We start from the raw sequence: 6,493 nt of genomic DNA, 5'->3' as shown, positions 1-6,493 counted from the left end.
GAATTATTCAGTACCCGAAGAGAGTGTCTTAGCAAAAGAGGTATTCCGTTGGGATTGTTTTTGGAATTGTTTTTGCATGAACTTAATAAACTCGCTGAAGGTATTCTTTTGTTCTTCGGTGAAGGGAGACTCGGAAAGGTGCCTGTCGGCTTCTTCAAAGAGTTCATCCGTTTTTTTCCGGAGTTCGTGGTAAGCCCCCGTTTTGAGGATTAATTCGTGCAGTTTGAAAAGCGAAGTATCATTGAGAAGAGGTGTCTCAAAACAGGATTGGATAAAGGCCTTTTCTTCCTCCGATGCCGCATCGTAGGCTTTCATGATCAAAAGGGTTTTTTTGCTTTCGAGCAGGTCGCTTTGGAATGAACGTTGCTCAATCTCGAACTCTTGGAGGTCATTTTCGATTTGAAATGCCAATCCGAGGGGGTGTGATATCTTGGCCAATTGCGCACAAGTCTCCTCAGGAGCCCCCGCGAGTGTCGCCCCGAGGACTAATGGGCATTCAAAAGTATAACGGGTAGTTTTGAGATGGTACGTCTGGAGAATCTCGTGTTCGCGTACATGTCCGATATCTTTGATAGAGAGGAGGATATCGAGAATTTCACCCGCACCTGTATCGCAGGAATATTTCAGGAATTTATGGAGGGCTTTTTGATGAGTTTCGCTGGGGCATGGTTGATTACAAAAGGTTTCTACGGCGAGGGCAAAGACGATGTCACCGAAAACTATGGAGACATTTTCTCCGGCCCGCGCCCGGCCGGAACAATTCCCAAGCCTTTCCTCGACGAGTTTGTGATAGGTGGGCAAGTTGCGCCGGAGCTCGGAACGGTCAATCACATCGTCGTGGATGAGGATGAATGCGTGGAGGAGCTCAACAGCCATGGCGGAACGCATCACTGAGGAATTATTAATAATTTCATCAAGAGATAGAGTATTCTGGTTAAAGGACTTATAACTTAATAGCAGAAGGAGTGGGCGAACCCTTTTTGCGGGCCTGGTCGCATATTCAATCAGGTCATCAATCAATGGATCAAATAATTCACCATAATTATATTTTGATTTTTGGGCGTAAAGATAGTTCCGGAACTGGTTTTCAAAACCGAGATGGATAGTTTGGAGCGTATCGACAAATTTATTTGCCGGTCCACTTTTTGATGAAACTTTAGTTCGCATTCGCTGTTAAAAATACTGCAGATAAAAAATCTGTCAAATGTAACTAACGGAGGAATTCCTTAAACCAGTCAAAAATACTTGCTAAAGATCGCCCCTCTGGCAGTATCACCGCACAAAATATTATGAAAACAAAACATACCATAATCGCCTCGATCATCTCTATTTCACTTTTGGGAACCGGAATGAGCTCATTTGCTCAAACAGCTCCCGCCGCTCCTGCTGCTCCTGCTGCCGCGACAGCCAAACCCAGCCCCAAAATCGCTTTGGTGGATATGGATAAATGCCTGAATGCGTTTAACAAGAAAAAGGATGCCGAAAAAACCCTTCAGGGTGCCCTAGAAAATTACCAGAAAGACCGTCAGGAAATGGAAGCGACTGTCACGAAAATCCAAGAAGAAGGCCGTAAACTCCAAGAAGACCTGAATAATCCCGCCCTTGATGAGAAGGCCAAGGAAGATAAGAAAAAAGCTGTCCAAGACAAGGGTGTCGAATTCCAAATGAAAATGCAGCAATATCAGGAAATGCGTGGTTCCCGTGAGCGTCAGCTCGCCGAGCAACGCGGCCGTTTAATGGAGCAAATGTATACCGAGATCGCTGAAGCAGCCGGAAAGAAAGCGACTCAACTCGGATATAACCTCGTTCTTGATAAACGGAAAGGCGGATTTGTGGTGTTTGACACTTCAGGATGCGATATTTCCGATGATGTTATTGCCGCAATCAATAGTCCTGCTGCGACGAGTGCTCCTGCGAAGAAACCCTAATTCACAGTACTCCTACTCTTTTTCTAACTGACTTAAATCTCCGTCTTTGACGGAGATTTTTTGTTTGATAGATATGCCATTCTTTTCAAACCAGCCTTTATTAACTTCCAGAGCGTATTTGATATTGGATTGGCGACTCTGGACTGTATCTAGCCGGAGGGGTTCCAGATGATAAATCTCTTGGATTACCCCGTCCTCATCGATATAGGCGATCGAGAGTGGGATAAGGGTGTTTTTCATCCAGAAACTTGCTGTTTGTGGGGAGTGATTGATAAAAAGCATTCCTTCATTTTCCCCCAGTGATTTTCGTCCCATTAACCCCGTATTTTTTTGTTCCGTCGTCCGGGCGATTTCGGTATCCAGGACCTTTGAGGCTATCTGGATTTTTTTTGTGGGAAGTTTGGGCTGGGCAATCTCTTTATGCTCGGAGCAACCACTTATCCATACGCAAAGGGATAGGAGCAATAAGTTTAAAACGAGTTTCTTACAGAATTTGAATCGAGAGATTAAATGGAATGAGGCGGGGAGTAGGGTAGATGTTTGCACCCATGTCTTTTAGACTTAAAAATCCTGCGTGCCAAGTCCGCTTGCAGTTTCAAACCCCGTTTGAATCAGATTCAGGTCATGAACCTTTTTTGCAGGTGTCTGAATCGCGGGATTCCAGGCGGCCTCTGAAGCATCAGGCAGGGAGACAACGGCATTATTTGTCGTGAGCGCGACGAGTTGCTGGTCCTCTTTAGATGTTTCTATAAGAGGTTGGCTGACTGTGACTTGAGAAATTAGTGGGGTGGGGACAGGGGTAGAAACTTGCACCAATGTGGGTGTCGGGGATACAGGCATTTGATCGGGAGGAGTCATGAAGAAAATCGCTCCGGCTATCGCAAAAACGCCAAATGCCGTAGCAAATTTCCAAAAAAACTTTGGAAAGGAGATGTATTCCACCCGGACTTGCTCTATCCGTTCTACTCTCCGAAGGACTTGCTCGGTAAACCATGGTGAGGGATCAAGCTTTTTAGCCCGTCCCATTATTTCCCAGAGTTTATCTTGCTCGTTTTCCATATGAGTCATTAACAAATCAATGATCAGAAAGTTTTATTATTTTTTTTCGACTCTTAGATTAATCTTCTGCTCCGAAGGTAAACTCTTTTTACCCCCGGCAGGTGGGGATGCCTCAGTTTCTAACGCATCAGTGTTATTCTCTGCTGCTGGTCTTTGCCCGTTTTGTCAGCCTGATTGTTTGTTTGAGTAGGGGGATGTGTGCCAGATCTTTTTCCCGTGCGATGAATTGTTTACTTTTGAGGATACGAATAAGGGGCAGGATAGGAACAGTCAGGCCTTGCCATCTTTTTTTGATGGATCTTTTATATTCATATTCAAAACCCCAGAGCCCATCGATCGAGTACAGGAAATTGATCATGGTACCATCAGCAAAAGCACTCACAGTAGGGGCTAGACTTTCGCCTCCTAACTTACGGCATATTTCCAGTATTCCCAAATATCGGTGTCCAACGTCGTCGCTGGAGCACCTTGGATAAAGGCTGCGGACATCCCCGCTATGATGTAACGGATTTTGTTTTCTTTGAGGGCTTGAAGGACAAGAGAAATCGACGATGTGTTTCGTGCATTTCCCATCTTTCGTCCGGTGTGGCGGCGAGGCTTCGGGCGAAGAGGATTTTTTCCTCTTGGCTTAGTCCGCGCACGTTTTGGATTTTTTTGAGTAGTAAGGCCTCTTTTTTTTCATTACCCGTGCGAGTATATAATAGGAGAGACTGCTTTTGAAGGAAATATTCAGGATTTTATTTTCAAAGGCTTTTTTTGAATCCTTAAAAATCGAATTATTTTTTCCACCTCGTGTTCATTTTAATATAACCGATCCTGACCTTATTGCAGTTGGGCTTTGAGTCGGAATGTACCGGTTAATGTTCCGGTTGCCCGAGTGCCGAAGAAAAAGTGTCTGTTGAAATCGTTGTCGGCTTTTGAGAAACCGCCGATATTCATTGATTCACCATTCCTGAGGGTCACTGTCGTGGCGAGCGAACGGAAACTCACAGGGGCATAACGGTCCCCCGTGAGGGCGGTGATTTCAGGAACGATCTCGATATCGATCATATTCCCGCGAGCTGAGGCGTAAACGCGCATTTGGGTGCCGATTTCCTGCCAGCGGACATTGACATCATAAAGAATCCCGAGCTCATGAGCATAAGCCCAGAAATAATCCACAAAAGGGACATCTTCACCGACTTTGATCACTGCGCTGGCCCCGCTTTTGACCAAAAGGAATTGTGATGAGAGATGGCTGGATTTACTCGAGTCATTACGCGCACTCATTGAGAGCATGTTATTCTCGATGGGATTGATTTTAATATTCCCGCGTCCTGTATTGATGGAGCCGGAGGCTTGGACATCCACGCCTTTGACAGAGGATGACCCCTTTTCATCGAGGGTCAGCTCGATCCGGATCAGGGGGGCGGGTTTGGAGGCTTCCGTGATGATCTCGGTCATGAGAGCGATGGCTTCGGGGGTGTCTTGAAGGATGATTTTCCCTTTTCCGGTGACCATGATGACTTTGCCTTGGGGACTTTTTGCATCATCTAGGTATTCTTTGACACTGTGATAATCGGCATCCCCGATATCGAGGGTTTTCATGACGAGATTTGTCCCTGCGTGAGCACAAGCCGAAAAAAACCATAAAATGAGGATGAGGGAGCGCATACCTGATGATTGTGACGATAAGGCTTTACCCGGTATTCAATCAAGACTATCTGCCGATGCTGGATCGGTATTTGCGGGGGGAGGTTTTGAATTGACGGGTGAAAGCCTCGTAGAACCGGGACAGTGACCCAAATCCCGATGCGAAGGCGATATCGATCATTTTATTGTCGGTCGTCGCCAGTAACCTCTGTGAGTGCCAGAGGCGGTGATGGACGACAGCCTCCATAATACTGATGCCGAGGCTTTGCCGGAAAAGGGTGGAGGCATAGTTCATATTCAGTCCTGCTTTGGAGGCGATATCTTTGATCTGGATTGATTGGGAATAATTTTGGGCGATGTATTCTGCCATTTGCTCGACCTTTGTGGGATTATCCGCAGAGTGGGTGGGTTTGCGGTGGTCACTTTTGTGGTTATGGAACTCAAGGGCCATCCTGCGTAGTCGAGCCTCGATCTCTAAGAGAGCGATTTTACGTTTTTCGTCATTATTTGTTTTGGGATCAAGCATTTCTGACCATTCCGAGACTTGTGTGAAATCCAACGGGAGCACGGATGGCTCGATGATCAATGTACCATTGAGCAAATTGCGCGTGAAATTTTCAGGCAGTTTCCACTGGAGGAACCATGTCAGGGGGATAGTAATCCAGTGCATGTTTTTGACGGTGGAGTCGATCAGCTGGTGGGGGATGGCGGCCCAGAAAATAATCAGTTTGCGTGCAGGGATCGTCATCTTTTGACCATGGATCAAGTAGGTCATTTCCCCCTCTTCGAGATAGTTAATCTCGATATCAGAGTGGGAATGATTTTCAGTCATCGGGGTAGGATGCCCTCTGAAAGCCCAGAGTCCGTAGGAAACATGATCATTTTTCTTCACGAGATAGTAGGGATAACATGAAAAACCTGAGAATACAGGAAAAAATAGGAGATAAACCGGAGGAATATACTGTAAAAAGGTGTAAACTAGTCTGAAATATAACCCCTACCCCCACCCTATGAATCAAACTACTAACGATTTATTCCCCCATATTGACGCTACCAAACAAGACTGTATCACGGATGAACAAGCCCAATTCTTCCACGATAACGGCCTCTTACTCATCCGCAATTTGCTGCGGGGCCGCGAACTCGAGGAGCTCCAAAAACAAACGCTGCCACTCGTCGAGCGCTCCATGTCCGAGCGTGTACAAGATCCGGATTATTTCTACACCAAACACAAAAGCGGGGTGGAAACACCTTTTAGAATCGAATACGTCGTCGATAAAACACAAGCGGGCAAGGTGTTGGCCGGACATCCATTCATCCTGAAAAGTGTCGAGAAACTCCAGGGACCGAATTTTATTCCCACATGGGATAGTATGGTTTTTAAAACTCCGGGAAAGGGAGCGACGATCGCTTGGCACCGGGATTATGCAGCCGGGATGGTCGAAAACAAACCGATCTTTAATGTGGATTTCTACCTAGACGGCTCGGACATGAGTAATTGCCTGTGGGGCATTTTAGGTTCAAATCTCTGGGAAGAAAAATTCACCAATGAGAGAATTACCTACCTGAATGGTGGAAATAATGATTTCACCCAGTCGGATGGCACGGGGGAATTCCGCTTTGAGGGGGCTGTGCCCATTCCGGTGGATCCCGGTGATGTGCTTTTCCATAATGTGATGGCATTACATGGTTCACCCTCGGCCCAGAGCAAATTGCGCCGGGTTATTTATTATGAATACCGGCCGATCCAGACCGAGCTGGCCCTAGGCCCCCACCGTCCGGAATACATCCCCGTCAAACAGAAACTCCTCCAGGCGTGCCTGCGTGAACGTGCCCATTGTGATTATGTGGACAAGACCGAGAAACCTTTTGTT

At 46.4% G+C, this 6,493-nt stretch carries 9 protein-coding genes; 2 read left to right on the top strand and 7 right to left on the bottom strand.

From position 1 onward, the window contains the following. Positions 1 to 3 precede the first annotated feature (3 nt). Positions 4 to 1,167, bottom strand: coding sequence for a polyprenyl synthetase family protein (locus SGI98_13215; GenBank protein ID MDZ4744363.1), 1,164 nt, complete (start codon positions 1,165 to 1,167; stop codon positions 4 to 6). A gap of 122 nt (positions 1,168 to 1,289) precedes the next feature. Between SGI98_13215 and SGI98_13210 the strand changes: the two genes are divergently transcribed. Continuing rightward, positions 1,290 to 1,928, top strand: a complete 639-nt coding sequence (locus tag SGI98_13210) for an OmpH family outer membrane protein (GenBank protein MDZ4744362.1) — start codon at positions 1,290 to 1,292, stop codon at positions 1,926 to 1,928. Between the two features lie 12 nt (positions 1,929 to 1,940). Here the strand turns inward: SGI98_13210 and SGI98_13205 are convergent, their stop codons facing one another. The 6 genes from SGI98_13205 to SGI98_13180 all read right to left on the bottom strand — a co-directional run bounded on the left by SGI98_13205 (position 1,941) and on the right by SGI98_13180 (position 5,451). Next, positions 1,941 to 2,474, bottom strand: a complete 534-nt coding sequence (locus SGI98_13205) for a DUF192 domain-containing protein (GenBank protein ID MDZ4744361.1) — start codon at positions 2,472 to 2,474, stop codon at positions 1,941 to 1,943. Positions 2,475 to 2,489: 15 nt separating this feature from the next. Next, positions 2,490 to 2,987, bottom strand: coding sequence for a hypothetical protein (locus tag SGI98_13200; protein MDZ4744360.1), 498 nt, complete (start codon positions 2,985 to 2,987; stop codon positions 2,490 to 2,492). A 133-nt stretch (positions 2,988 to 3,120) separates the two neighbouring features. Further along, entirely contained in the window at positions 3,121 to 3,369 is a 249-nt protein-coding gene (locus tag SGI98_13195) for a hypothetical protein (GenBank protein MDZ4744359.1), read from the bottom strand. A 23-nt stretch (positions 3,370 to 3,392) separates the two neighbouring features. Beyond that, positions 3,393 to 3,560 carry a hypothetical protein gene (locus SGI98_13190; GenBank protein MDZ4744358.1) on the bottom strand — a complete coding sequence of 56 codons (168 nt, stop codon included), beginning with the start codon at positions 3,558 to 3,560 and terminating at the stop codon, positions 3,393 to 3,395. Positions 3,561 to 3,809: 249 nt separating this feature from the next. Next, positions 3,810 to 4,574, bottom strand: coding sequence for a hypothetical protein (locus SGI98_13185; protein ID MDZ4744357.1), 765 nt, complete (start codon positions 4,572 to 4,574; stop codon positions 3,810 to 3,812). Between the two features lie 112 nt (positions 4,575 to 4,686). Beyond that, complete coding sequence (locus tag SGI98_13180) at positions 4,687 to 5,451, bottom strand: helix-turn-helix domain-containing protein (GenBank protein MDZ4744356.1); 765 nt, start codon at positions 5,449 to 5,451, stop codon at positions 4,687 to 4,689. Between the two features lie 178 nt (positions 5,452 to 5,629). Between SGI98_13180 and SGI98_13175 the strand changes: the two genes are divergently transcribed. Beyond that, positions 5,630 to 6,493: phytanoyl-CoA dioxygenase family protein (locus tag SGI98_13175; GenBank protein ID MDZ4744355.1), on the top strand; the 864-nt coding region annotated here is incomplete at its 3' end.

The sequence above is a fragment of the Verrucomicrobiota bacterium genome (assembly GCA_034440155.1).
Lineage (GTDB): Bacteria > Verrucomicrobiota > Verrucomicrobiia > JAWXBN01 > JAWXBN01 > JAWXBN01.
The sequence above is the reverse complement of the archived record's forward strand: the minus strand, read 5'-3'. Positions and strand labels throughout refer to the sequence as shown.

Excerpts from the sequence above, each read along its gene's own strand:
- SGI98_13215 (MDZ4744363.1), bottom strand. The coding sequence starts at position 1,167 with ATGCGAACTAAAGTTTCATCAAAAAGTGGACCGGCAAATAAATTTGTC.
- SGI98_13210 (MDZ4744362.1), top strand. The coding sequence starts at position 1,290 with ATGAAAACAAAACATACCATAATCGCCTCGATCATCTCTATTTCACTT.
- SGI98_13200 (MDZ4744360.1), bottom strand. The coding sequence starts at position 2,987 with ATGGAAAACGAGCAAGATAAACTCTGGGAAATAATGGGACGGGCTAAA.
- SGI98_13190 (MDZ4744358.1), bottom strand. The coding sequence starts at position 3,560 with ATGGGAAATGCACGAAACACATCGTCGATTTCTCTTGTCCTTCAAGCC.
- SGI98_13185 (MDZ4744357.1), bottom strand. The coding sequence starts at position 4,574 with ATGAAAACCCTCGATATCGGGGATGCCGATTATCACAGTGTCAAAGAA.
- SGI98_13180 (MDZ4744356.1), bottom strand. The coding sequence starts at position 5,451 with ATGACTGAAAATCATTCCCACTCTGATATCGAGATTAACTATCTCGAA.